Source organism: Cutibacterium nasicola (genome assembly GCF_052654715.2).
Map to the genome: position 1 here is coordinate 1,875,402 of NZ_CP199745.2, position 24,283 is coordinate 1,899,684.

The following is a 24,283-nucleotide window of genomic DNA, read 5'->3' on the forward strand; positions in this document are numbered from 1 at the left end:
GATACTGAATCCATGGAATGGCTTACCGTGGAGCGCGACGGGAGATTCCAGAAGTTTCTCGGAAAAAACATGAAACGTTATGACTGCACCGACGATGGCAGGCAGCTGGATTTCGCGCTCGCCGTCACATATCATTCACTGCACGACCTCGTCTGCAAATATGCGAATCATCAGCTTGCCATCAGCATGGCAGAGCTGGAGTGGTGCCGCTCAAAAAATGCCCCTATAGATCAACAGTATTACCTCCTTGAATCTGCCATCACGCGCCATTGTTGTGCGTGGGAATATCTCTTCCAGATGCTCACCTATATCCTGTCGCTCCAGGAAGAAGTCGCAGCAACCAAGGCGGACTACAACGCCATACTCGGCCTCTCTTCCTACGACGTGGAATTCATTCCAGGCCCCACCGGGACCAAGGTCCAATACACACCACGTGAGATACAACAGGCAGTCCGTGATATTCGACGCCGTCGCCAGGAGCTCGACTACGTACAGGTTGGAGCTCGAGCAGACAGGTTCTTCAGCAAGACCGACAAGAAGTTTGCGCGAGGAACATGGTTGGATGACGTCAAGCGCCTCGTTCGCGACTACCCTGTCCGCGAAGTCACGAAGATCCGGGATCAGATTATCCACCACCGGCCCCTTGGCAGCTCCTACCGAACAGGCTTGGGAGAGGCCCTCCCCGTCAACGGGATCACCTTCTCAAAACCAGCTGCCGAGGAGATCCCGGAGACCCTCAAGAAACTGCGCCAAGCCCAGAAACGCCTCTTCGAGGCGATAGGGATCGTAGTTCGCGAAACTTCCCGGTCAAACATTCCCAACATCAGAGAGAACGAAGGGGTGGAATACTGGATAGCTTTTTATCGGTGTCCTCGTTGCGGCAAGGATTCCCCCGAGCCCAACCGCAGCGAAGCCAAACCATTTCCACTCTTCTACTGCATGAACTGTAGTCTGTGGTCCCGACGCGAGGACGCAAAAGTCAAGCGCAAACTTTCCGTGTCGGAAATCTTATATTCGAGTCATTTGCGCGACTACTTGCCCCGCCTCAGGGAGTCAATCCAGTACATCCCACCCGAACTAAGAGATATCTTAGCTTCATCGCATCACACACAGTAAATGAAAGCTTCCTGCTTGTTTTCGTACCAGTGAACCTTACCGGCCGAGTCTCTCATCATCCGCTCGGATAATCGCAACGAATTCACTGCAGTTCGACGGCCAGGATGCGCTTCAGCGGAAGTTTCACGCGCCCCCTCACCAGCTGGTCGCCGTAGTCACGCAACGTCGTGTCTGGTCGGCAGCGCCAGGCGCAGCGGGTCCGTGAGCAGGTGGTAGTCCTGGCTCATGGGTATTTGCTCTTCGCCACCAGTTTGAAACCATGGCTACCGCGTCTCTCTTAGGAGCCAAAGCGACGCTTCATAATCCAGGGCGTAGGGCCGGTTCAGCCCGCCGTCACCCGTCCTTGCGCTCAACCTTGGAGACGGTGACGTCGATCTTCCCCGGGATGCGTCCGGAAGCGGTTATGGCCGTGGCAACCCGGTGACGAAGGTCCTGGGTGAGCCGCACGATAGGCACCGTCAGATCGACAGTGACCTCAATTCCCACGTCGGTATGCCCATCCTCCTCACTCACTCGGATTGCGCAGCGATCGTCGGATGTGCCGACCCGACGCCACCACGGCCGGACAAGCCGAGTCACTCCCGGGGTGTTAAGCACGGTGATGACGATGACCCCTTCCAGATCATCACTGGTGTCGTCGCCCGTCAGGACAGTCCCGGAGACGACAACGTCATTTTCAAGATCAGGCATGGATATCCCCCACACTGATGTCAATGGCTTCCGGACGTCCGCCCAGCTGCCGATACATTTCCGACGACACCCTCTGACGCACCTGATCGGCACACTCTGGGATACGAACACCGTGCGCAACCGACAGATCAATGCGCAATCTCAACGGGGCATGAGGCACCGAGAAACGAACTCGGCTCAACCTGCCATCCTCGCAATCAGCCAGGGTCTCGCGCACGATGGTGGTCAGCACGGTCTCTCTGACCTCGATGTCGCCATCGTCGTCACTGACGATGCAATGACGCGGCGAGAGATCAGCGCTGTAGGACCTCCACACCGACGACAGCTTCGGTGGATCAACGACTACCTTGGTCTTGGCATCCTCGGCAACCGCGTCGTCACGCAGTTGACCGGCACGAACGGCCACGGTGCGCACCGCCTGGCAGGCTGGGCACTCGACCTCGTGCTCGGTGGGAGGCTGTGTCGCGTTGTCCCAGACGTGGTTCATGTCCGCGCCACACGCGAGATTCACCTCCATGGTTCCATCTCCTCCGCAATGGTGGCCCTCGCCCGGGCCAAACGGCCACGGACGGTGGACACCGGTAATTCTTCAATCTCAGCAATCTCGGCGTATCCGAGACCGTCGATCTGAGCCATGACCCAGATACGCCTCTGGTTGTCCGGCAGCCGGACAACACTCTTCCTCAACGCCTTCATCGCGGCATCCCTGGTGTGTGCCCTTGCTGGGTCCTGAAGGGTGTCGATCCTCACCGGAACTTCTTCCGGTGCCACCGGATCGGTTGCGCGTCGCCCGGCGGTCCGGATGACTTCCCGGCAACGATTCCGAGCAATGGTGTACATCCACGCCCTGAACCGGGACCTATCGTCGAGATCGGGCAGCTTCTGCCAGGCGGTCAGCAAAACGTCCTGGACGACGTCCTCCGCGTCAATCGTGGCCGGCAAGTGGTTGTGACAGAACCTCAGGAGCGGCCCGCCCCATGACTCAACAACGCGAGCGTATGCCGCAGCATCTCCGTCCTGAGCAGCACTTATGTCTGCAAAAACGATCTCGTCGCCGTCGTCACCTTCGACCCCTCTGACCATGGATTCGACGCTAGCAGCGGTCGAGGACAACTACTGAGTCCTCGACCGCTAGCGCGCAGCTCAGGCGAGCACCTTTCCGTCACGAGTCCGAGGCTTGGTCCGTTCGGACTTCTCGTTGAGAAAGGTGGGCTTGGGCATCGGATTGGCGGGCAGGCTGTCCCCGGACTCGTCGACATTGGACACTTCAGTCACGCCGACGTGGCTCACGCCCATTCCGGTCACGTGCGCCCCCGTCCGCAACTTCACCCCGAAGCGCACCAACGTGGCATCCAGGGTGGTCTCGACGTCGTGAGCGACCTCGGACTCCAGCCAATTGACGAGCTTTCGCACGTCAGCACGGTCGTCAAGGTCGATCTGGACCATCATCTCGGGAGCAACACGGGCTCCGAAGAACCTGACATTGGCGCTGCTGACTCCGGGGAAATCCTCGATCTGTTCCTCGATGGCCCGTCCCAGGGCATCGGTGGACAGGACCGTGGATCCATGGTCCGTCTCGTGGCTGATGCCGTAGCTGTGAGCGCGATTGCTTGACGAGAACTGCCGAAGCAGCCAGGTCAACCCAATCGCCGTAGCCAGGACGCCCACGAGGAGCAGGGCCCAGGAGGCGTAGTCCGTGCGCCATGCCTGTGGCACGTCGGCAATGGGCGCGTCGGGTTCAGGTTGCCACCATCCCCACGACGAGGCGATGCTGAACCGCACCAGCATGAACCACGCGACCACCAGCAACAAGATGATCCCGACGACGGCAAGTCGTGTTCTGTTTGCGCGGCCCCTCATCGCAACCTCACTTTCACGCTCGGGGACTGTTCCAGGTCGAGCGAGTTGACGCGATCAGCAATCCTCCTGGTGAGCTGTTCCCGAATCACCTCAGGCTCATTGACGTCGGTCTCGACGTCAATGACGAGCGTGTTGCCGCGACGCTTCACCGACGAGGTTGCGACCCCGTCCTCCCCGTCAAGCCAGCGAGAAAGCCAGCCCGTCAGGTCGGAGTTGTCCATGACGATCTCTCGATTGTCGGGGGCGCCTTCAGCCGCCTTGAGGAAGACACCAGAGGTGCGTCCCGGTGTGAATGCCCAGATCACCAACACCAAGGCAATGACGCCGATGACGATGGCAACCGTCAGCGCGGTGTCGTTGAGCCACGAGGCGGTGGTCATGTGACCACGGCCCCAGTCCAACCACTGTGGCAAGGATCCGTGCTGGAGCCGGTGGACGGCAGCGATGATGGACACCACTCCTGCCACCATCAGCAGGACACCCAGGATCGTCACCGGAATCGTCCGGGAGGGACGACGAACGAGTGGCGGAGACATGTATCGATGACTCATCTCAGTTCAACTCCCTCGTCGTCGATGCCTTGTTGACAACTCGGCTCACCAGAATGTCGATGGTGCCGATCTCAATCCCGGACAGTGTCGGAACCTGCTCGGTCAAACGGGCTCTCAGGTCGTCACACCGAGCCTGGATGGGGGCGGGATAGCTGATGGCAACCTCCACCTCGAGATCAGCAGTACGGCCAGTGAGAACCGCACTCACCTTCGGGCCTCGGTCGAAGTCGGCACGCGACCCCGATCCGAACATCGACGAGGTGGGCGCCCCAAAACCCGCGCTCTGGGCCGCCACGCGGGCCGCCACTTTCTCGACAACCGCGGTGGACACCGTCAAGGTTCCGCGGCTGGCCTTCTCACGGTTGTGGACCGCCAGCGACGGCACCGAACGTACGCGTGTGGTGCCGGCAGACATCAACGGTTCCGCTGACTTGGCTTGCCGAAGATGTCGTGCACGTCAAGCTGACCGTCAATGATCCTCCCCGTGATCAGCCCGAGCAGACCCAGCACCAGCACGACGATGGCCTGCCACACGCCAACGCAGACCGCGACGACACCCAGCAACAGACCGACGAGTGCTCCGATGCGCGATGCATTCATACTGTGACCTTTCAGGAAAGCTCGGTGTTCTTACGCTGGGGGGCAACCTGGGCCGGTTGGTCGTCGTCGTCCTCGTCGTCGCCCTGGATGTACACATCGGTGACCTGGACGTTGACCTCGACAACCTCGAGGCCAGTGCCGTACTCGACAGCGTCAATGATGGTCTCGCGGAGCTTGTTGGCGACCTCGACGACCGAGTAGCCGTAATCGATGACGACGGAGAGGTCGATGGCGCATTGGCGCTCGCCCTTCTCGACCTGGACGCCATTGGAGACGTTGGTGGTGGAACCCGGGATGCGGTCAGTGATGGAGCTCAGCATGCGACGTCCGGTGGAGCCCATGGCGTGAATGCCAGGAACCTCACGGCACGCGATACCAGCGATCTTCTGGACGACCTGCTCAGCAATGAGGGTCGAGCCGTGGTCAGTGTGCAGCGGTGACGGGGCCAAGGACTCCTTGGTGGTGTCCGGCAGATTCTCGGTCTTGGTCTCGTCATTTTTTGCGGAAGCAGTCTTGTTGTCAGCCATGTCGGCTCATCTCCATTCGATCTGTGGCGACTTTCACATGTTCGGATGCTCGGCGAGCCGAATCGTCACGTTGAATCCGAGAATTGGGCAAAAAGAATTTCCTGAGCGTCCTCGGCTACCCTCGAAACCACCCGATGACAGGAGGGACCATGCCGACGTCCACCACCATGCAGGGACTGACGACCGGGCTGTGTTCGGATCACGCCCACTCCGGCGTCACCCCGCCCGCCGTCCTCTCCTCGAACTACTTCTACGACACCTTCGGGGAGCGCCCAACCTTCGACTATGGTCGCGGGGGCAACCCCACCCGGGCCCTGCTCGCCGACGCCCTCACGACGCTGGAGGGTGGCACGGGGGCTGTCGTCACCTCGTCGGGAATGTCGGCCATCATGTTGGTTCTGCAGGCCTTCGTGCCGATTGGAGGGCACGTCATAGCGCCACACGACTGCTACGGCGGAACCTGGCGCATCCTCGACACCTGGGCCACTGTCGGACGCCTGACGGTCGACTGGGTCGATGAGACCGATCTCGACGCGCTGCGCCCCGCCCTGGAATCCCCCACTGACCTACTCCTGGTGGAGACCCCATCCAACCCGATGCTACGCATCACCGACATCGCTGCCGCAGCCGACCTGGCTCATTCCTCGAACGGCGAGCGCACCGTCGTGGCCGTCGACAACACCTTCTGCTCGCCGATGCTGCAGCAGCCACTGGGCCTCGGAGCAGACCTCGTCATCGCTTCCGACACCAAGTTTCTCAACGGCCACTCCGATGTCATCGGCGGCTCCGTCGTCGCCGCTGTCCAGGAGGACGTCGACCTGATGGCCTTCCACGCCAACATGATGGGGTTGACGGCCTCTCCTCTGGATTCCTGGCTGACGCTGCGTGGCCTGCGCACCCTCGGTGTGAGGATGAAGGCCCACTGTGCCAACGCTGCCCGGATGGTCGAAATCCTCTCGTCCCACGGCGCCGTCGTAGCGGTGCACTGGCCCGGGCTGGCCGATCATCCCGGTCATGACCTGGCCGCACGTCAGCAGAAGGACTTCGGATCCCTGCTCAGCTTCGAGCTGGCCGGCGGGCTACCCGCTGTCAAGGCCTTCATGACCGGACTGGAGGGGTTCATCCTCGCCGAGTCCCTGGGAGGTGTGGAATCCCTGGTCTGCCATCCTGCGACGATGACCCATGCGGCCATGAGTCAGGAGGCCCGGGATGCCGCTGGGGTCAATGACTCCATGATCCGGATGAGTCCGGGAATCGACCCCGTCGAAGACCTCGCCACCTGCTTGTCCGAGGCTCTCGACAGGGCCGCTGCCGTCTGAGTTCTCGAGGGCTCAATGACGTGCTGACCAGGCCCATGCCCATGCGCGGGTCATGTGGGTGGCACACTGTCACCCGTGACCCGTTTCCTCAGCGCGAAGCCCGACTCCCGCCTGCTTCCGTTGCCGTGGAGCACACCGCTGGCACAGTGGCCGCAAGAGCTCCTGGTCGCGCTGCCCCGAGGCATCTCCCGTCACGTGGTGCGATTCATCACCGTTGGTGACGACGTCTACGCCGCCAAGGAGGTCGTCGAGAACCTGGCGATCCACGAATACCGGTTGCTGCACGACCTCATGCGTCTGGACACCCCCTCCGTCGAGCCCATCGGCGTCATCACCGACCGCTACCGCGCCGACGGAGAGCCCCTCGAACCGATCATCCTCACCCGACATCTGCAGTTCTCGCTGCCGTACCGGTCCCTCTTCCACTCCGGGGTGCGTCAGGAGACCGTCATGCGACTGCTTGACGCCCTCGTCGTCCTCTTGGTACGATTACACCTGGTCGGATTCTTGTGGGGAGACATCTCGCTGTCGAACGTGCTGTTCCGACGTGATGCCGAGGCCTTCGCCGCCTATCTGGTCGACGCCGAGACCGGCGAACTCCATGACCGCCTCACCACCGGACAGCGGGAACACGACCTGCAGATCGCCCGCACCAACCTCTACGGCGAATTCCTCGACCTGGAGGAGGGCGACATGCTCGACGCCGCCCTCGATCCGCTTGGCCTGGTGACGATCATCGAGGACCGCTACCACGACCTGTGGGACGAGCTCACCGCAGCTGAAGAGTTCGCCGGAGGTGACTATTCCCAGGTCGAGTCGCGGGTGCGTCGTCTCAATGCACTGGGCTTCGACGTCGCTGAGCTGGACATCCAGACCTCGCCGGACGGCCAGCGACTACGCATCCAGCCCAAGGTTGTCGATGCAGGGCACCATCAGCGTCGTCTGCTGCTTCTGACAGGCCTGGATACCGAGGAGTTCCAGGCGCGACGCCTCCTCAATGACCTCGACACCTTCCGGGCCCGCAATGGGCTGCAGGGAGTCGACGAGGCGGTGGCTGCCCATCGCTGGCTCACCGAGTGCTTCGAGCCTGTCGTCCAGCAGATTCCCCCGGAATTGTCCCGCAAGCGCGAGCTCGCGCAGTTCTACCACGAGGTGCTCGACTATCGCTGGTACGAGTCCCAGCGCCAGCAACGCGAGGTTCCTCACATCGAGGCTGCCCAAGGATACGTTCACGACATCCTGGCCCAGCTTCCTGACGAGGCCATGAGTGCCGAGTCAGTGGTGTCCGTCGATGGGTCGCAACCTCGTAACGGCCACGAGCTGGTCAACGTGTATGACCCGTCTCTGGGATACGTCGAGGATGAGGAGGACGATGCCCCCTACGACCCTTGGGAGGCCAATACCGAGTCCGTCGACGTGGAATCGGCCTCTCGTCTCGACATCGACGCCTTGCGCGCCCGTATGGAGGGCTAGAGACCCTCGTCACTGCGAGGAGGTCGGGGGCGTGGTCAGGGTGAACGATCCACCGTCGAAAGGTCCCCACTGTGTGGGAGCTGCTGCCGGCGAGGGACCGGCCTCAGGCTTCGTCCTGGACTCCTCGACGTCCTCGTCGGGACGCGATCCGGGGACGACCGGCTTGATGGATTCACCCATCGCGGCCTCCAGGGCCCGGGAGATGGGGCTGGACGACGGCTTGTGCTTGCGAATCTCGGCCATGCGGCCATGGTAGGCGATGTGTCGGGGTACACCGGTAGCCTTGAGGCGTGACGTTCAAGCTCTACAACACCGCTACCCATGGCATCGAGACCTTCGAACCCCTCCACAAGGGTCAGGTGTCGATCTACCACTGTGGCATGACGGTGCAGTCCAGTCCGCACCTGGGCCACATCCGCAAGGAGGTCGTCTTTGACGTCCTGCGGCGCTGGTTGGAGTGTTCTGGCTACCAGGTGACCGTCGTTGCCAACGTCACCGATATTGACGACAAGATCCTCGCCAAGTCCGCTGCCGCCGGTGTGCCGTGGTGGGCTCACGCCTACCACTACGAGAACGAGCTGCACGCGGCCTACAAGGCCCTGGGATGCCGTCCGCCGACCTACGAGCCGCGCGCCACCGGACACATCCCGGAGATGATCGAACTCGTCGAGACGCTGATCGAACAGGGCCACGCCTACCCCGCCCCCGACGGCTCCGGTGACGTGTACTTCGACGTCCGGTCCTGGCCGCGATACGGGGAGCTGTCCGGGATGCGCGTCGACGAGATGGTCCCGGTCGAGGACTCCGACCCGCGTGGCAAGCGCGACCCGCGCGACTTCGCGTTGTGGAAGGGGCACAAGGACGACGAGCCGGAGACGGCGTCCTGGCCCTCCCCGTGGGGGCGCGGTCGACCCGGTTGGCACCTCGAGTGCTCTGCCATGTCCGGGAAGTACCTGGGTGATGCCTTCGACATCCATGGCGGTGGCATCGACCTGCGTTTCCCCCACCACGAGAACGAGCTGGCCCAGTCAGCGGCAGCCGGGCGTCCCTTCGCCCACTACTGGATGCACAACGCGTGGGTGACGATGTCCGGGGAGAAGATGAGCAAGTCCTTGGGCAACACCGCTCAGGTGACCGAGGTCACCAAGACCTACGGCCCGCGAGCCGTGAGGTACTTCCTACTCGCCCCGCACTACCGTTCCATGATCGAGTTCAGCCCCTCCGACGAGACCGCCAAGGGCTCCCTTGACGAGGCCACCAAGGCCATCGAACGCATCGATTCCTTCCTTGACCGCGCCCACGTCCTCGTCGGCGAGGAGGTCGCGGCGTCGAAGGAGCTGCCGGAAGCCTTCGTCACGGCGATGGACGATGACTTGGGTACTCCGCAGGCGGTTGCAGCCCTCTTCAGCGAAATCACCGAGGGCAACAAGTCCGTCTCTGCCCACGACGTCGACGCCACCCGTGAGCACATAGCTCGGGTACGTGCCATGCTCGCGGTCTTCGGGCTCGATCCGCAGGCCCCGGAATGGGCGGATACCGCCGGGAACGAGGCCCGCCTCGAACCAGTCGTCGACGGCTTGGTCCAGGCCATGCTTGATCAGCGTGCCGAGGCCCGTTCCCGCAAGGACTGGGCGACTGCCGACGCGATTCGTGACACCTTGACCAACCTCGGACTGACGATCGAGGACACCCCCACCGGCGCCCACTGGTCGCTGAGCTGACGAGGAGACCGACATGGCAGGAAATTCCAAGCGCCGCGGCGCAGGACACAAGGGCAAGAGTTCCGCTTCCGGGTCCGGTGGCCGAGGTCGCAGGGGCCTCAAGGGCCGCGGACCCACCCCCAAGGCCGAGGATCGCACTTACCACAAGGCGTACAAGGCCAAGCAGGAGAAGCTGGCTCGCGGCGGCAACCGCAAGCCAGCCGAGAAGCAGGCTAAGGGTGCCGGCCCGGAGTGGGTGATCGGTCGTAATCCGGTGTTGGAGGCCCTGCACGCCGGTCTTCCGGTGCGCACCGCCTACGTCGCGGAAGGAGCCGAGCACGACTCCCGGCTGCGAGAGATCCTCTCCTTCGCCGCTGACAACGGCATCGTGTTGATGCAGGCCACTCGTGGTGAGCTCGACCGCATGACGGGTGGGTCCAATCACCAGGGTGTGGCCCTGCGCCTTCCCGAGTACGAGTACGCCACGGTCGACGACATCATCGATGCCGGCGCCCAGGCCTATCGCGGCGGTCTCGTCGTGGCACTGGACAAGATCACCGATCCACGCAACCTGGGAGCGATCATCCGCTCGGCTGCCGCTTTCGGCGCCCAGGGCGTGCTCATCCCGTCTCGCCGCTCGGCCTCGATGACCGCTGCGGCGTGGAAGACCTCCGCCGGGGCTGCCGCACGCATCCCGGTGGCGATGGCGTCGAACCTCAACCAGGCCCTCGGCAAGTTCGCCGAGGCCGGCTGGATGATCGTCGGGCTGGCTGGCGAGGCCGACTCCGACATCGCTGCCGCTCCCGGTCTGGATGGTCCACTGGTGCTCGTCGTCGGTTCCGAGGGTGAGGGCTTGGCCCGTCTCACCCGGCAGTCCTGTGACGTGCTGACGTCGATCCCGATCAGTAGTGACGTCGAGTCCCTCAACGCCTCGGTGGCAGCATCGATCGCGCTGTACGAGGCGTCGAGGGTGCGCGGCAACGCATCGGAGGGCTGAGGCCTGCCCCTGACGGCCCCAGGAGACACGTCAATTTGAGGACGGGTAGATTCGTGCTCACCATCCCGTCATGACAGGAGCCATCCGTGAGTGAGCCCAGTGCCGTCGATCCCACCGCCCGCGACATCGCTGAAAAGCTGGCCCCGGCCTACCGCACCATGCTCGACGCGATCGCACAGGTTGAGCCCCGGATTGCGGAAGCCACCCGAGCCGAACTGACCGATCAGCGTCATTCCCTCAAGCTCATCGCCTCCGAGAACTACGCCTCCCTGCCGGTCCTGGCGACCATGGGCACCTGGTTCTCCGACAAGTACGCCGAGGGTACAGCCGGGCACCGTTTCTATGCCGGTTGCCAGAACGTCGACACCGTCGAGACGATTGCTGCCGAGCATGCCTGCGCCCTCTTCGGCGCCGAGCACGCCTATGTGCAGCCGCACTCCGGTATTGACGCCAACCTCACCGCCTACTGGACGATCCTCGCCCATCACGTCGAGACCCCCGCCCTTGAGGAGTTCGGCGCTCGCACCGTCAACGACCTCACCCAGGACGACTGGGACGCTCTGCGCCACCGCTTCAATGACCAGCGCGCCATTGGCATGGGCCTGGACACCGGCGGCCACCTCACCCACGGCTTCCGTCCGAACATCTCCGGCAAGATGTTCGACCAACGTTCCTATGGCACTGACCCGCAGACCGGTCTGCTCGACTACGACAAGGTCGCTGAGTTGGCCCGCGAGTTCAAGCCCCTGGTCATTGTCGCCGGATACTCCGCCTACCCGCGTCGGGTGAACTTCGCGAAGATGCGTGAGATCGCCAACGAGGTCGGAGCCGTGCTCATGGTCGACATGGCTCACTTCGCCGGCCTGGTGGCCGGCAAGGTCTTCACCGGGGACGAGAATCCGGTCCCCCACGCCCAGGTGGTGACGACGACGACCCACAAGTCGCTGCGCGGCCCGCGTGGTGGCATGGTACTGACGACCAAGGAGTACACCGACGACGTCAACCGTGGTTGCCCCATGGTCCTCGGCGGCCCGCTGTCCCATGTCATGGCTGCCAAGGCCGTCGCCCTGGCCGAGGCCCGCACCCAGGCCTTCCGCGACTATGCCCAGCGCGTCGCGGACAACTCCAAGGCCCTGGCCGAGGGACTCATGAAGCGCGGCGTCACGCTCATCACCAACGGCACCGACAATCACATCAATCTGCTCGACGTCAGCACGAGCTTCGGATTGACCGGTCGTCAGGCCGAGGCAGCCCTGCTGGATTCCGGCGTCGTGACCAACCGCAATTCCATCCCAGCCGACCCGAACGGTGCCTGGTACACCTCTGGGGTACGTATCGGCACCCCGGCGTTGACCTCGCGCGGATTCGGCGCTGACGAGTTCGACCACGTTGCCGAGCTCATCGTCACGGCTCTGAAGGCCACCACCCCGGTGACGGCATCCAGCGGTGAGCCGGGCAAGGCCAAGTACGAGATTGTCGACGGCGTGGCCCAGAAGGTCCATGACGCCGCGGACGAGCTGCTCGGGAACTTCCCGCTCTACCCGGGACTGGATCTGGCCTGAGGGCTGTGACGTCCTCGTGCTGGAATCCTTGTGGCGCAATTCTCGCACGCCTTAATTTCCACACACTGTGATATCGATCCCTCGACGGTCCGTGTTCCCCGAGACAGAACATGGACCGTCGAGTTCTCGTCGGTGCCTTTTCCCATTCGACGACACGATCCCGATCTTGCGATTTCGATCATGTGAATCCATGGAGACCAGAAGGGCCACCTAGCCAGACCATTGAACCTGGCACCACAGTCACGGTTGGAACACCGCGTGAAAAATCACGGCGGGTGGCAAACCAGGTGGGTCTCCCTGGCCTTGCTCGTCGTCGTCCCTCATCATCGTCGTGCGGAATATCACGAAGGAGCCGGGCCACTGTACCCTTCTCCTGTCCGCCCTCGTGGCAAAAGCGACAGTCATAGGCTGGTATTCCGTGCGAGACGATGTGTTGTCTGACAACGCCGTCAAGAACTCCCCAGGGGTTTGAATCATGCGTACTCACATCCTCTACACCGGGGGAACTCTCGGCATGGTCTCCACCCCAGACGGACTGGCACCTGGGGCCGACCTGACGGGATGGCTCGGTCAGCTGCTCTCGGGCACAGAACTCGCGGGAACGTTCGAGACCCTGAGCTTTGAGCACCTCATTGACTCTGCCAATGCCACGCCGGACGACTGGCGTCGGATTGTTGACGATCTGTGGGAGCATCAGGAGGACGCCGACTCCTTCGTGGTCCTGCACGGAACCGACACCCTCGCCTACACCTCAGCCGCGCTGTCCTACGCCCTCACCAATTTCGGCAAGCCGGTCGTCGTCACGGGGGCGCAGTACTCGCTGGGGGTCGTCGGAACCGATGCTGCCCCCAATGTCACCGGCGCCCTGCGCGCTGTCACCAGCGGACGTCTCGACGGTGTCGCGGTCTTCTTCGGCCACAAACTGCTGCGCGGAAACCGTGTCACCAAGCTGTCCTCCTGGGCCTACAACGGATTCGACTCCCCCGCTGTGCCCCAACTGGCCCGCACCGGTGCACCGTGGCAATGGGTCGAGAACGACTCGACCGGCTGCGGCTGGCTGGATCCGAAGCCGTACCGACGCCACGACGTCCTTGTCGTCGATCTCTCCCCGGGAATCAGCGCGGCACGGTTGCGCGCCGTCCTTGACCCGTTGCCCGAGGCCGTCATCCTACGAGCCTTCGGCGTCGGGAACATCCCCAGCGACGAGCCGGGCCTGGTCGACGCCATCCTCGACGTCATCAATGCCGGGACCCCCGTCGTCGTCGCCTCCCAATGCATGCAGGCCGATGTTCTGCTGGGCCGATACCAATCGAGCCATGCTTTGACGGCAGGGGGAGCCATCAGCGCCCATGACATGACCCTTGAGGCCCTTTACGCCAAGCTCGTGTTCCTGCTGTCCCAGGGCCTGCGCGGCAAGGAGTTGGGACGATGGATCGAGACGGATGTCGCCGGGGAGATCAGCATCTGAGTGCCGCACTTTCCCACCGGCACCACGGATGACTGCACGTTCGTCACGAATTGCTGTGAAGTTTCCCGATACGGCTGGCTACTGCCCCCAGATGTGAATAATCATGGATGCATCACAGGTGGTCACGGGGCACTGTCGCCCCTCCACCACCACACCCAGACCGACTGACGAGGTGGGCTCGTCATCTACGCGAGGAGAGGTACTGATGGTCAACAAGAAGGTTCTGGTCTGCTGCGGCACCGGCATCGCCACCTCCGTCCAGGTGGCCAACAAGCTGCAGCGAATGCTGCGCGATCGTGGGGTGGCCGCGACGATGAAGGAGTGCAAGACGGCCAACGTCCCCGCTCAGGTGGAGACCTTCCAGCCGGACGCCATCGTCGCCACCACCGCCATCCCCCTTCCTGACGAGGAGATCAAGGTCTACCGGGGCACCCCGCTGCTGACTGGCGTAGGCGCCGATGAGCTCGCCGACCAGATCGCTGACGACCTCAAGGCGTGAGCCATCGATTCCTGCGTTGATGTCCACACGCGACGGCGGGACAGGCATGGCACCTCCCCATCCGTTTCCTGCCAGATCATCATGAAGGTCTGCACATAAGTGCATTGACCGTCCATTAATGGTTGGTCTTCCTCACTGTGAGGCAGGATCATCCTGTCAGACACCCGGCGGTTGAGGCATTGACGCCTCACTGCTGCGTCCACCCATCACGACAGGTGGAGCGAGGTTCGCTCACCTCTGATCAAGGGAGTCACATGATGGCCAACAAAAAGGTTCTGGTCTGCTGCGGCACCGGCATCGCGACCTCGGTCCAAGTGGCCAACAAGCTCGAGAAGATGCTGGAGGAGCGCGGGATCAACGCTGTCATGAAGGAGTGCAAGGCCATGGAGGTGCCTGCTCAGACGGCATCATTCCATCCGGATGCCATCGTTTCGACGACGATGGTCAAGTCTCCTGACGAAGGCATCAAGGTCTTCAAGGGGGTTGCCTTCCTCACCGGAGTCGGCGCCGACAAGCTCGCTGACGACATTGCCGCCTACCTCAAGGGCTGAGCGCGCACCGACCATACTGACGGAATCCTCGCTGCCCACGACGGTCGAGGATTCACCTGGCAGAAGGAATCCCCCACCATGGACCACGTCACAACTGTTATTCAATACTTCTTGGGCCTGGGTGCCAGCGTTGTCCTTCCCATCATCATCTTTCTGTTGAGCATGTTCTTCAGGATGAAGATCGGCAAGGCCATCCGAGCTGCTCTGACCATCGGCATTGGATTCATCGGCATCAACTTGGTCATCGGCCTACTCACCAAGAGCCTCGGCCCGGCTGCCGAGGCAATGGTGCGCAACACTGGCCTCGACCTCCCCATCATCGACGCCGGCTGGCCGGTTGCCGCTGCCATTTCCTTCGGAACGGCAAAGATCGTCCCGTGGATCTTCATCATCGGAATTGCCATCAACCTCGTCATGATCGCGTTGAAGTGGACGACCACCCTCAACGTCGACATGTGGAACTTCTGGCACTTCATCTTCTCCGCGGCGTTCGTCTACATGGTGACGCGGAACTTCTGGCTAGGACTCGCTGCAGGTCTTGTTACCCTCGTTGTCGTCCTCAAGCTTGCTGACATCGTCGCCCCTGTCATCCAGGATTACTACAAGATCCCAGGTGTCACGACGGCCCACACGGACACCGTGTCCTGGGCGCCGGTGGGCTGGACCATCAACAAGATGCTCGACCACGTCCCCGGGTTCAAGAACAACAGGATGACCCCCGAGCACATCCAGGAAAAGTACGGTTCTTGGGCTGAGCCCATGGTCATGGGTACCCTGCTCGGCCTCGTCATCGGCGTCCTCGCGTACTATCCGCAGTTCAACGGCGCATGGGGAACTGCCATCAAGGACATCCTCACGGTGTCGATCTCCATGGGCGCCGTCATGCTCTTGCTGCCTCGCATGGTCGGTCTCCTCATGGAAGGCCTCATCCCACTGTCCGACGCAGCCCAGGAATGGATCAAGTCGCGCTACCCGGATCGTGAGCTCAACATCGGCCTTGACGCCGCCATCCTCGTCGGTTACCCGGCCAACATGTCCGTCGCCATCATCCTCGTGCCCATCACGCTGGCCCTCGGCATTCTCATGAGCTACCTGCACCTCAACCAGATGCTTCCCTTCGCAGACCTTGCTGACACCCCATTCTTCGCGGTGTGGGCGACCACGTGGTGCCGAGGGAACATCGCCCGAGGCACAGTCATCGGGTCCTTCTTCGTCGCCTGCATGCTGACCATCGGAACCTTCATGGCCCCGGCCACCACCGAGCTGGCACGCCAGGCGAACTTCACGATCCCCAATGGTGCGAGCCAAATCTCCGCCATTGACTCGGGAGCTCACCTGATCGCGTACTTCATAGCCTTCTTCTTCGTATTCGGACAGGCCAAGGCCTACGGCACCGCGTTCATCGTGTTCAGCGTCTTCCTGCTCGCCTTCGCCGTCGTCTGCTACATCGCCTTCTTCGTCTACATCGCCAAGGGCAACACCCCCGGCATTACTGACCGTGAGATGTACATGAGCAAGGAAGAACTCGCAGCCGAAAAAGAAGCAGCGGAAGCAGGGTGGTGATCCCCCATGGTTGAGTCCATGCTCGACATGGTCCTCGGCCCTTGGTGGCGCTCAGCCATCGAAGGGTTTCAGGAACACTTCCTCTGGTTCATGGTGCCGCTGCTCGCATGGATGGCCATCATGATCATCGGAAATCGCGTCGTCAAAGAGGCCGAGAAGGCGATGAGGTCCGAGATCACCACGTGGTCCAAGGCGGGTCGGGCAGGCCCCAACCTGTTGGCTGATCACCTCACCCCGATCATCCGCGCCGAAGCTGCCCGACATCGCTGGATGCCAGCAGCCAACGGTCTGTGGTTGAAGCGCTGTGATGCTGATGCCCTCGTCGTCTACATGACGCGAATGCCGAACTATTTCATCCGATTCCGGGACGACGTCCTGGGCATCAGACCCCAGACCAAACCACGCAGACGCGTCCGTGCCCGCTGACCCCAACCTTCGTGCCGGCGACCACAGCTCGCCGGCACGAGGTCCAATCCGAACAGGAGTTTGAGCAATGACGACGCCCCGTCTCATCGTGGCCGATGTGACCGCCACCACCCAGGATGGCCTTTACGCCCAGGTCAACAACCGTCTCACCGCCGACAACATGGTGAAGCCCAGCTTCCTCGAGGCTGTCAGCGCTCGAGAGAAGAAATTCCCCACCGGGCTCGACTTCGGCTACGTGTCCATCGCCATTCCCCACATCGACCCCGAGCATGTCATCTCCCCGGGTGTGCTGATCTGTCGAAACAGCGAGAGCACCGCCTTCCATGCCATGGACGACCCGGAACGCAGTATCGACGTCCAGCTCAGCATCTGGCCTCTCGTCACTGATCCTGCCAACCAGGTCGGGATGCTCGGCGCTGTCATCGCCCTCATCCAGGACGAGTCCTCCTACCAGATCTTGCTGCACGGCGGCCACAAGGAGGTCGCCGACAAGCTCGTGGATGTCTTGGCAACCGTGGAGGATTGACGATGCTGCACAAGAATGAGCGACAACAGGTCATTGATTACTGCCTCAAGATGACGGAGGACGGACTGACCCTCGGGACGTCCGGAAACATCAGCCAACGTGTCGACGACCACGTCGTCATCACGCCATCGGGAGTTCCCTATGACCAGCTCACCCCCGATTCGATCTGCGTCCTGGACATGAGCAGCAACGTCATCGAGGGAGGCCTCAAGCCCTCGACCGAGGTTCCGTTCCACGAACTCATCTACTCCCGCACTGATGCCCGGGCGGTCATCCACACGCATCCGGTCTTCGGTACCGTCGCAGGCACGCTGTGCGACGAGCTCCCCCTCATCCACTACATGCTGGCCCCTCATGGCGGGCCGGTACGGGTCGCCAATTACGCCCGGTTCGGCACCCAGGAATTGGCAGACAACATCGCGACGGCGATGGTCGACCGCAAAGCCGTGTTGCTACGTAACCATGGGGCCGCATGTTGGGACGACACCCTGGCATCGGCCTACAACCTCTGCCAGTACCTGGAGTGGGTGTGCAAGGTGTGGGTCATCGCCCGCGCTGCCGGAAACCCGTCCCTTCTCACCCCGGAGCAGTTCGACGAAGCAATGGTCGAAATCACCGGATCGAGCTGTCTGGGAAAGCCGGGTGCACGATGAGGGCATGGATTTACAATGGTCCCGGAGACGTCAGCCTGGACGACGTCCCTTCCCCGGCGCCGGGCCGCGGGGAGATCCGCATCGACGTCAAGGCAGCCACCACCTGCGGCACAGATCTCAAGACGTACCGCCGCGGGCACCATCTCATGCCTCCAGCTCCGAGCCGGTTCGGACATGAGGTCTCGGGCATCGTCGAGTCCATCGGCGAGGGGGTGACAAAGTTCAAGCCCGGTGATCGCGTGGTGGCCGCCAACACCGTGCCATGTGGCCATTGCTGGGCGTGCCAGAAGGGCCGGGAATCCCTCTGTGAGAACCTCGAGTTCCTCTGGGGCGCCTTTGCCGAGCAGCTCGTCATCAGCGCTGGCATCACCGCTCGCAACACCTATTTGCTACCTGACGACATTGACTTCTCCGCGGCAGCTCCCCTGGAACCGCTGGCATGCGTCGTTCACGGCATCGCCGAAGCTGGCATCCAGCTCGGGGACACCGTCGTCGTCCACGGCGCAGGGCCAATCGGACTCATGTTCGTGCGCCTGGCCACCGCGTCCGGTGCCCACGTCATCAGCGTCGACACCAGTGTGTCCCGTCTCGAGCAGGCCAGCCATGCAGGTGCGGTCGACATCGTCGCCCTGGCCCCTGGCCGAATGCCGCGGGAGTACGGGGACATCATTCGCAAGCGCACCCCTGCTGGGCGCGGGGCCGACATCGGCATCGAGGCGACCGGATATGCCCCTGTGTGGGAACAGAACATGGCATGTCTGCGTCCAGGGGCGACCGCAATCATGTTCGGAGGCACGAAGGCTGGATCAAGCTTGCCGCTCGACACCACGGCAATGCACTACAACGAGTACCTCGTCAAGGGGGTTTTCCACCACACCCCGAAGTACGTGGCTACCGCGCTGGACATGCTGACAAGCGGAATCATTGACGGCCACGACCTCGTCACAGAGGAGCGTCCCCTCAACGCCTTGGTCGAGAGCCTGGAGGACATGGCTGCCGGTCACGGGGCGAAGTACGCGCTGATTCCGTGAACAGATCACAGACCACCTGCGAGCCCGTCGCCGATGCGCACTATGGTGGAAGCATGACTGCAAAGCTCATCCTGCTCCGCCACGGCGAGAGCGAGTGGAACTCCAAGAACCTTTTCACCGGCTGGGTGGACGTTGATCTCAATGAGAAGGGCGAGGGCGAGGCCCGCCACGCCGCTGACCTGCTCAAGAAGGAGAACCTCCTCCCCGACGTCGTCCACACCTCCCTGCTGCGTCGCGCCATCCACACCGCCTACCTGGCTCTGGACGGCTGCGATCGTCACTGGATCCCGGTGCGTCGCTCCTGGCGCCTCAACGAGCGACACTACGGCGCTCTGCAGGGCCTGAACAAGGCCGAGACCAAGGAGAAGTACGGCAACGACCAGTTCATGGCATGGCGTCGTTCCTACGACGTCCCTCCGCCAAACCTCGAGCACAATGGTGAGTACAGCCAGTTCAATGACCCGCGCTATGCCGACATCCCGGAGGCCGAGCGTCCCGTCTCCGAGTGCCTCAAGGACGTCGTGGCCCGCATGGTGCCGTACTTCACCTCCGACATCGCTGCCGACCTCAAGGCAGGCAAGACGGTGCTGGTGGCTGCCCATGGCAACTCCCTGCGCGCCCTCGTCAAGCACCTCGACGAGATCAGCGACGAGGACATCGCCGGACTCAACATTCCAACCGGTATCCCGCTGCTCTACGAGCTTGACGACAACCTCAAGCCCGTCACCAAGGGTGGCCGTTACCTCGACCCGGAGGCTGCTGCCGCCGGCGCCAAGGCCGTCGCCAACCAGGGAAACAAGTGAGTTCGTGACGGCATCCAAGTCCTGGAACCACATGGAGCGGCGCCCCGGAGATCATCTCCGGGGCGCCGCTCCATGTGCAGATGAAGGTGGGATCAGGAGATCACACCGAACTCGTAGCCCTCGCTCTTGAGCCACTTGAGGATGGACGGCATGGCTTCGGCCGTCATCTGCTTTCCGTAGGTGTCGTGGTTGAGGATGACGACGACATTCGGGTCACCAGACTCGTTGATGGTCTTCTTGACCATCTTCAGGTAACCGTCGACGGTCTTGGGACGCTGGACGTCAGCGTCGCCGCTCATGGCGTTCCAGTCGATCCAGGCAACGCCGCGCTTGGCCAGAGCCTGGTCAGCCTGGGACAGCTTGGTCCAGGACATGTGACCGCCCGGGTAGCGGAAGGCCGAGGAGAAGTAGCTCGATCCCAGGATTGCCCGCGACTGGGCAGTGGCCCAGTCCCAGTCACAGCTGATGTGCTTGGCGTTGGCGGCGTGGCCGGGGTAGAGGTAATCGTAGTCGTGCGAGTAGGAGTGCGAGGCGAGGGCATTGCCCATCTTGAGCGAACGGCTGAGCATCTCCTTGCTTACGTCACGCAGCTGCGGGGCGATCATGAAGAAGGTCGCACGGGCACCGGCCTTCTCGAGGTTGTCGAGCTGCTCGGCGGTGAACTTGGTCGTCGGACCATCGTCGAAGGTCACGAAGACGATCTTCTTGTCCTTCGGCTGGGTCGACGGCTTCGCCAGCCACTCGTTCACCACGGAAGCGGGGTAGACGTACTTGTCAGCAGCTGTGCCATGGTTCGTTCCGGGCTCCAGGCCGTCGATGTCCTTGACCACGGTGCCGGGGGCCTTGAAGGACGAGTAGTTCGAGGGCGGTTCTGCGCAATCCGGCTTCGTCACAGCGGCGCCAACGCCATATTTACCAGCGGGCACCGGGCCACTTGGCATTCCTGCCGACACACTCGCGCCACTCGAGACGCTGGGTTTGGCGGCAGGAGTCTTGGAAGTCGGGACCTTGGATGCCGGAGCCTTGGATGCCGACTGGGCTGAGCTGGCGACCGGCTTCGACGGAGAATTGGCAGACTCCGGATCGCTACTGGCGCACCCGGCGATGGCCATCGAAACGGTGGTGACGAGAACGACAGCTCCAGCCGTCGTTTTTCTGCGGAAGGCAAAAGCCATGTGACGAGACCTCACTGAAAACTATCAGCCGTGTACCACGGCAGGTTGGGCACCCCGATTCTAGGTACTCAGTACGAGGTGTCCCAATTCGCGACACGCCCCTCATGTCACCGGCAGTACAAGCCGACGCAGGATGCGTCACGCCTCGATGCGATCAGTAGGCAGTGGGCCAGTCCTCGCCAGCCGGCCCATGGCCGGTGACGATGTAGATGACGCGAGAACCGACGGCAACGGCGTGGTCTGCAATGCGCTCGTAGTAACGGCCGAGCAGAGCGGTGTCGACAGCACTCTCGACGCCATAGGTCCAGTCGTCACCCAGCAACAGACGGAACTGGTCACGACGCAGCTCGTCCATCTTGGAATCCTCCGCCGCCAGGGACTCGGCAGCCTCCGCGTCGCGATCGGCGAGGGTCTTCTCAGCCTTGACAATCATGGAGTCGGCGATCTTCGACATCTCGACGAACTCGTCGGCCACGACCGGCGGCACCGCGACCTCGGGGAAACGCAGACGAGCGATCTTGGCGACGTGGGCCGCGAGGTCGCCCATTCGAGCGAGCTCGTAACACATCCTCAACATCGCGACGACGGTGCGCAGCTCACCGGCGACCGGGGCCTGACGGGCGAGCAGATCGAAGCAACGACGCTCGATCTCCCCGTTGAGGGCGTCGACCTTGGAATCATCAGAGATGACGCGCTCGGCGGTGGTCAGGTCCGCTCCGATGAGAGCCGCGGTGGCGTCCTTGACGGCAACTCGGACCAACTCGGCCATCGTCAGGATCCTGCCACTGGTGGCATTGAGCTCGTCGTGGTAGCTCTCGCGCATGCCGGTGTCCTTCCGTAGTGGGCTCTCACCAAGCCTATCGACCCTGTCGACCAGGATGTTTCTCCCACGTGGCGCCGCTGTGAACCTTGAGTGAACGGCCAGTGACCATGGCATCCCTTTGTGACAGTGGGTGACAAGGATGACGACCGCCCCCCTATCATGCAAAGTGTGGGCATGATTCTGGCAACGATCATTGGTGCCGTCGTCGGCGCCGGATTGACGGTCCTCATCATCCGGGCAGTGGACTCATCTCGTCACCCCGTCGACACCCTCGCCACCGAGATTGAAGCCCTCGAGGTCGATCCGACTCTCGCCCGAGCACTTGACCTGGCCACTGAGGCAGCCGTCATCGCCGGACCCCATGACGAGGTGCTCCACACCACTGTGGGCGCCCGGTCAATGGAACTCGTGCGCGGCTCACGGATCGCCGACGACGCCCTCCTCAATGCGGTGCGCACCGCACGACGGGAAGACCGCGACATCGTCGACACCCTGGAGGTGAAGCGGGCATCCACCGGGGCCAACCTCAACCTGACCGTCCGCGTGGGCCCCCTTGACGGCCACGGCAACGCGATCATCTCTGCGACGGACAGCTCCCGGCACATCAGGCTCGCCGAGACACGCCGGGACTTCGTCGCCAACGTCTCCCATGAATTGAAGACCCCCATCGGCGCCGTGTCCATCCTCGCCGAGGCCATCGAGGGCGCCGCCGATGATCCAGACGCCGTCCGCCACTTCTCCCAGCGACTGACTGCGGAGTCGACGAGGCTGTCCGACCTCGTGACGCAACTCATCGACTTGTCACGATTGCAGGCGGACGAGCCCCTGCTCCGCGCCGAGCCGGTGTCCGTCGCCGACATCATCGACGAGGCCGTCTCCCGCCATCGTGAACTGGCGACCAACCGGGAGGTCTCCCTGGTAGCACGCTGCGACGACGACCTGTGGGTGCTCGGGGACCAGAATCAGCTCACCGAGGCCATCGCCAACCTCGTTCAGAATGCCATCGTGTACTCCGAGTCGAAAGCACGGGTGGCAGTCTCGGCCAGACGAGTCCGTGACGTCGACACCGACGTCATCGAGATTGCTGTCGCCGACAACGGAATTGGCATCAGTGAGGCCGACCAGGAACGCATCTTCGAACGGTTCTACCGGGTTGACTATTCCCGCTCCCGGGAAAACGGTGGAACCGGCCTGGGCTTGTCGCTGGTCAAACACACCTGCCAGGCGCACGGGGGATCCGTCGACGTGTGGAGCAAACTGGGCCAGGGGTCCACGTTCACCCTTCGACTTCCCACCCTTGACGCCGACCATTACAACGAATCCGCTCAGGAGGAGTCATGAGCCGCGTACTCATCATCGAGGACGAGGAGTCCTACCGCGAGGCCACCGCCTTCATGCTGCGCAAGGAGGGATTTGAGGTCGACACCGCGGCCAACGGCACCGACGGACTGGAAAGTTACTCCCGCAATGGCGCCGACATCGTCCTGCTTGACCTCATGATGCCGGGAATCCCGGGGACCGAGGTCTGTCGGCAGCTGCGTCAGCGTGGCAACGTCGGGATCATCATGGTGACGGCCAGGGATTCCGAGATCGACAAGGTCGTCGGTCTGGAGCTGGGAGCTGACGACTACGTCACCAAGCCCTTCAGCCACCGCGAGCTGGTCGCGCGAATTCATGCCGTCACCCGTCGCGGTTGCCCAGAGATCGAGGTCGCCCCCGACGTCCTTGAGGAGAACGGGGTGCGGATGGACGTCGAGCGCCACGAGGTCAGTGTCGACGGGAAAACCATGCGCCTCGCTCTCAAGGAATTCGACCTGCTCGAGGTGTTGCTGCGCAATGCCGGACGAGTCATGACCCGGGCGTCCCTCATCGACCGGGTCTGGGGAGTCGACTACGTCGGCGACACCAAGACCCTCGACGTCCACGTCAAGAGGTTGCGTGCAAAGATCGAGGAGGATTCCTCTCACCCGGTGCGGATCATCACCGTGCGTGGACTCGGTTACAAGTTCCAGGCGTGAGACGACTTCCACCAAACGGCGAACGCGGTCCCGGCCCTGACCGGGGCCGTGTCGTATGTTCGAGGGATCCGTCAGGGAGTTGTTCGAGTTGAGCGGCTACCCAGTAATTCCGACGGCAGCAAGGGCAGCGGTCGTCCAGCGAAGGTCGATCATCGTGGAGTCTCCTCCCCCAGGGTGCTTCATCGCTGCTGCGTTGAGCCGGATTGGCGTCTGCTGTGCGTCCCTGATCAATCCAGACAGCCGAGGACCTCTCGCCCCACTGCGTCGACGACGTGACGAACAACGGTAGCACCGTTTCGGAGGCCCGTGCGAAACAACAATTGACTTCACTAACTATTATGTGATATAATTA

29 protein-coding genes are annotated in these 24,283 nt (G+C 62.6%); 18 read left to right on the forward strand and 11 right to left on the reverse strand.

What is annotated here, in order from left to right:
* The first annotated feature begins 12 nt into the window (after nucleotides 1-12).
* Nucleotides 13-1,116, forward strand: a complete 1,104-nt coding sequence (locus ACUCCZ_RS08835; protein WP_435917174.1) for a hypothetical protein — start codon at nucleotides 13-15, stop codon at nucleotides 1,114-1,116.
* Between the two features lie 333 nt (nucleotides 1,117-1,449).
* Here the strand turns inward: ACUCCZ_RS08835 and ACUCCZ_RS08840 are convergent, their stop codons facing one another.
* Genes ACUCCZ_RS08840 through ACUCCZ_RS08875 form a run of 8 tightly spaced genes read right to left on the reverse strand, consistent with a single transcriptional unit; the run spans nucleotide 1,450 to nucleotide 5,344 of the window.
* Nucleotides 1,450-1,806, reverse strand: a complete 357-nt coding sequence (locus ACUCCZ_RS08840) for a hypothetical protein (RefSeq protein ID WP_016667005.1) — start codon at nucleotides 1,804-1,806, stop codon at nucleotides 1,450-1,452.
* Nucleotides 1,799-2,323 (reverse strand): Asp23/Gls24 family envelope stress response protein, encoded by a 525-nt coding sequence (locus tag ACUCCZ_RS08845; RefSeq protein WP_334354764.1) that lies wholly within the window; start codon nucleotides 2,321-2,323, stop codon nucleotides 1,799-1,801. The genes ACUCCZ_RS08840 and ACUCCZ_RS08845 overlap by 8 nt, the downstream gene beginning before the upstream one ends.
* Nucleotides 2,314-2,889, reverse strand: a complete 576-nt coding sequence (locus ACUCCZ_RS08850) for an RNA polymerase sigma factor (RefSeq protein WP_435917175.1) — start codon at nucleotides 2,887-2,889, stop codon at nucleotides 2,314-2,316. Before ACUCCZ_RS08850 ends, ACUCCZ_RS08845 begins: the two co-directional genes overlap by 10 nt.
* Nucleotides 2,890-2,949: 60 nt before the next feature.
* Nucleotides 2,950-3,666 carry an alkaline shock response membrane anchor protein AmaP gene (gene amaP, locus ACUCCZ_RS08855; RefSeq protein WP_435917177.1) on the reverse strand — a complete coding sequence of 239 codons (717 nt, stop codon included), beginning with the start codon at nucleotides 3,664-3,666 and terminating at the stop codon, nucleotides 2,950-2,952.
* Entirely contained in the window at nucleotides 3,663-4,217 is a 555-nt protein-coding gene (locus ACUCCZ_RS08860) for a DUF6286 domain-containing protein (protein WP_435917178.1), read from the reverse strand. Before ACUCCZ_RS08860 ends, amaP begins: the two co-directional genes overlap by 4 nt.
* Nucleotide 4,218: 1 nt before the next feature.
* Complete coding sequence (locus tag ACUCCZ_RS08865; RefSeq protein WP_435917179.1) at nucleotides 4,219-4,632, reverse strand: Asp23/Gls24 family envelope stress response protein; 414 nt, start codon at nucleotides 4,630-4,632, stop codon at nucleotides 4,219-4,221.
* Complete coding sequence (locus ACUCCZ_RS08870; protein ID WP_435917180.1) at nucleotides 4,632-4,817, reverse strand: DUF2273 domain-containing protein; 186 nt, start codon at nucleotides 4,815-4,817, stop codon at nucleotides 4,632-4,634. Before ACUCCZ_RS08870 ends, ACUCCZ_RS08865 begins: the two co-directional genes overlap by 1 nt.
* Nucleotides 4,818-4,828: 11 nt before the next feature.
* A complete protein-coding gene (locus tag ACUCCZ_RS08875; RefSeq protein WP_435917181.1) occupies nucleotides 4,829-5,344 on the reverse strand; it encodes an Asp23/Gls24 family envelope stress response protein in 516 nt (171 codons plus the stop codon).
* A gap of 149 nt (nucleotides 5,345-5,493) precedes the next feature.
* Between ACUCCZ_RS08875 and ACUCCZ_RS08880 the strand changes: the two genes are divergently transcribed.
* Together ACUCCZ_RS08880 and ACUCCZ_RS08885 are read left to right on the forward strand one after the other, a co-directional pair.
* A complete protein-coding gene (locus ACUCCZ_RS08880; protein WP_435917182.1) occupies nucleotides 5,494-6,663 on the forward strand; it encodes a trans-sulfuration enzyme family protein in 1,170 nt (389 codons plus the stop codon).
* 54 nt (nucleotides 6,664-6,717) lie between these two features.
* Nucleotides 6,718-8,136 (forward strand): DUF4032 domain-containing protein, encoded by a 1,419-nt coding sequence (locus ACUCCZ_RS08885; protein WP_435917183.1) that lies wholly within the window; start codon nucleotides 6,718-6,720, stop codon nucleotides 8,134-8,136.
* Between the two features lie 9 nt (nucleotides 8,137-8,145).
* Here ACUCCZ_RS08885 and ACUCCZ_RS08890 read toward each other — a convergent pair whose 3' ends face one another.
* A complete protein-coding gene (locus tag ACUCCZ_RS08890) occupies nucleotides 8,146-8,379 on the reverse strand; it encodes a hypothetical protein (RefSeq protein ID WP_435917184.1) in 234 nt (77 codons plus the stop codon).
* Nucleotides 8,380-8,426: 47 nt separating this feature from the next.
* On the opposite strand from ACUCCZ_RS08890, the gene cysS reads away from it, so the two are divergent.
* The 12 genes from cysS (at nucleotide 8,427) to ACUCCZ_RS08950 (ending at nucleotide 19,915) form a co-directional block, all read left to right on the forward strand.
* Nucleotides 8,427-9,857 carry a cysteine--tRNA ligase gene (gene cysS, locus ACUCCZ_RS08895; RefSeq protein WP_435917185.1) on the forward strand — a complete coding sequence of 477 codons (1,431 nt, stop codon included), beginning with the start codon at nucleotides 8,427-8,429 and terminating at the stop codon, nucleotides 9,855-9,857.
* A gap of 13 nt (nucleotides 9,858-9,870) precedes the next feature.
* A complete protein-coding gene (gene rlmB, locus ACUCCZ_RS08900) occupies nucleotides 9,871-10,833 on the forward strand; it encodes a 23S rRNA (guanosine(2251)-2'-O)-methyltransferase RlmB (protein ID WP_435917187.1) in 963 nt (320 codons plus the stop codon).
* 86 nt (nucleotides 10,834-10,919) lie between these two features.
* Complete coding sequence (locus ACUCCZ_RS08905; RefSeq protein ID WP_435917188.1) at nucleotides 10,920-12,395, forward strand: glycine hydroxymethyltransferase; 1,476 nt, start codon at nucleotides 10,920-10,922, stop codon at nucleotides 12,393-12,395.
* 472 nt (nucleotides 12,396-12,867) lie between these two features.
* Nucleotides 12,868-13,863 (forward strand): asparaginase, encoded by a 996-nt coding sequence (locus tag ACUCCZ_RS08910; protein ID WP_435917384.1) that lies wholly within the window; start codon nucleotides 12,868-12,870, stop codon nucleotides 13,861-13,863.
* A gap of 205 nt (nucleotides 13,864-14,068) precedes the next feature.
* Nucleotides 14,069-14,362, forward strand: coding sequence for a PTS sugar transporter subunit IIB (locus ACUCCZ_RS08915; RefSeq protein WP_435917189.1), 294 nt, complete (start codon nucleotides 14,069-14,071; stop codon nucleotides 14,360-14,362).
* A gap of 257 nt (nucleotides 14,363-14,619) precedes the next feature.
* Nucleotides 14,620-14,913 (forward strand): PTS sugar transporter subunit IIB, encoded by a 294-nt coding sequence (locus tag ACUCCZ_RS08920; protein WP_435917385.1) that lies wholly within the window; start codon nucleotides 14,620-14,622, stop codon nucleotides 14,911-14,913.
* 78 nt (nucleotides 14,914-14,991) lie between these two features.
* Nucleotides 14,992-16,476, forward strand: coding sequence for a PTS galactitol transporter subunit IIC (locus tag ACUCCZ_RS08925; RefSeq protein ID WP_435917190.1), 1,485 nt, complete (start codon nucleotides 14,992-14,994; stop codon nucleotides 16,474-16,476).
* 6 nt (nucleotides 16,477-16,482) lie between these two features.
* Complete coding sequence (locus ACUCCZ_RS08930; RefSeq protein WP_435917191.1) at nucleotides 16,483-16,902, forward strand: hypothetical protein; 420 nt, start codon at nucleotides 16,483-16,485, stop codon at nucleotides 16,900-16,902.
* 67 nt (nucleotides 16,903-16,969) lie between these two features.
* Nucleotides 16,970-17,428, forward strand: a complete 459-nt coding sequence (locus ACUCCZ_RS08935) for a PTS sugar transporter subunit IIA (protein WP_435917192.1) — start codon at nucleotides 16,970-16,972, stop codon at nucleotides 17,426-17,428.
* A gap of 2 nt (nucleotides 17,429-17,430) precedes the next feature.
* Nucleotides 17,431-18,081 carry a class II aldolase/adducin family protein gene (locus ACUCCZ_RS08940; RefSeq protein WP_435917193.1) on the forward strand — a complete coding sequence of 217 codons (651 nt, stop codon included), beginning with the start codon at nucleotides 17,431-17,433 and terminating at the stop codon, nucleotides 18,079-18,081.
* Nucleotides 18,078-19,112, forward strand: coding sequence for a zinc-dependent alcohol dehydrogenase (locus ACUCCZ_RS08945; RefSeq protein ID WP_435917194.1), 1,035 nt, complete (start codon nucleotides 18,078-18,080; stop codon nucleotides 19,110-19,112). The genes ACUCCZ_RS08940 and ACUCCZ_RS08945 overlap by 4 nt, the downstream gene beginning before the upstream one ends.
* Before the next feature lie 53 nt (nucleotides 19,113-19,165).
* Nucleotides 19,166-19,915: a phosphoglyceromutase gene (locus ACUCCZ_RS08950; protein WP_435917195.1), complete on the forward strand. Its 750-nt coding sequence runs from the start codon at nucleotides 19,166-19,168 to the stop codon at nucleotides 19,913-19,915.
* Between the two features lie 92 nt (nucleotides 19,916-20,007).
* Here ACUCCZ_RS08950 and ACUCCZ_RS08955 read toward each other — a convergent pair whose 3' ends face one another.
* Entirely contained in the window at nucleotides 20,008-20,841 is an 834-nt protein-coding gene (locus ACUCCZ_RS08955; RefSeq protein WP_435917196.1) for a polysaccharide deacetylase family protein, read from the reverse strand.
* A 67-nt stretch (nucleotides 20,842-20,908) separates the two neighbouring features.
* Between ACUCCZ_RS08955 and ACUCCZ_RS08960 the strand changes: the two genes are divergently transcribed.
* Nucleotides 20,909-21,094, forward strand: coding sequence for a hypothetical protein (locus ACUCCZ_RS08960; protein WP_435917197.1), 186 nt, complete (start codon nucleotides 20,909-20,911; stop codon nucleotides 21,092-21,094).
* 150 nt (nucleotides 21,095-21,244) lie between these two features.
* Here ACUCCZ_RS08960 and phoU read toward each other — a convergent pair whose 3' ends face one another.
* Nucleotides 21,245-21,913: a phosphate signaling complex protein PhoU gene (phoU, locus tag ACUCCZ_RS08965; protein ID WP_435917198.1), complete on the reverse strand. Its 669-nt coding sequence runs from the start codon at nucleotides 21,911-21,913 to the stop codon at nucleotides 21,245-21,247.
* 159 nt (nucleotides 21,914-22,072) lie between these two features.
* Between phoU and ACUCCZ_RS08970 the strand changes: the two genes are divergently transcribed.
* Both ACUCCZ_RS08970 and ACUCCZ_RS08975 read left to right on the forward strand, forming a co-directional pair.
* The gene (locus ACUCCZ_RS08970) at nucleotides 22,073-23,254 is read left to right on the forward strand and encodes a sensor histidine kinase (protein ID WP_435917199.1); all 1,182 of its coding nucleotides are present in this window, start codon (nucleotides 22,073-22,075) and stop codon (nucleotides 23,252-23,254) included.
* A complete protein-coding gene (locus ACUCCZ_RS08975; RefSeq protein ID WP_435917200.1) occupies nucleotides 23,251-23,931 on the forward strand; it encodes a response regulator transcription factor in 681 nt (226 codons plus the stop codon). Before ACUCCZ_RS08970 ends, ACUCCZ_RS08975 begins: the two co-directional genes overlap by 4 nt.
* The last annotated feature ends 352 nt before the right edge of the window (nucleotides 23,932-24,283 follow it).